The sequence below is a fragment of the Geobacillus sp. DSP4a genome, from assembly GCF_013096875.1.
Classification (GTDB): domain Bacteria; phylum Bacillota; class Bacilli; order Bacillales; family Anoxybacillaceae; genus Geobacillus; species Geobacillus thermophilus.
Genome location: NZ_SDLD01000174.1, coordinates 1 through 594, shown reverse-complemented (window position 1 = coordinate 594; position 594 = coordinate 1). Strand labels below are relative to the sequence as shown.

Sequence of the window (594 nt, the reverse complement as noted above, 5' to 3'; positions counted from 1 at the left end):
GCCTTCCTCGAGGGCTATGTCGACTTGACACTGGCCAATCCGCAGCGGATCAAAAATGTCCCGGGAAGAAAAACCGATGTCTCTGACGCCGAGTGGATCGCCAAGCTGCTCCGCCATGGACTCGTTGAAAAAAGTTTCGTCCCCCCAGCGGATATTCGCGAATTGCGGGATTTTACCCGCCTCCGCAAAAAGTGGGTCGGACAGCTGACTTCGGAGAAAAACCGGATTCAAAAAGTGCTCGAGTCTTCCAATGTCAAACTCGGCTCGGTCCTCTCCGATCTCTTCGGCGTTTCCGGAAAAGACATCCTCGCCCGGCTGCTTGAGAAGGGATACGTGGACAAGGACGAGTTGGATCAATGCCTGCGCGGAAGGCTCAAAAAGAAAAAGCAAGCGGTGTACGATTCGCTGCTCGGCACCTTGACCGAACACGAGCTCCGTCTCCTTCGCCTCTTGTGGAAACACGTTGAGGAATTGGAGCAGTTAATCGAAGAAGTCGACCAGCACATCGACCGCCTGCTCGAGCCGTATCGGGAGGAAGTGGACTTACTGATGACCATGCCTGGAATCAAAAAACAAACCGCCGCCGTCATCATA

The 594-nt window shown here is 54.0% G+C and carries 1 pseudogene; it reads left to right on the top strand.

The features are described 5' to 3' along the window. Positions 1-594: pseudogene (locus ETC02_RS16865) on the top strand (IS110-like element ISGka2 family transposase); the annotation flags it as partial.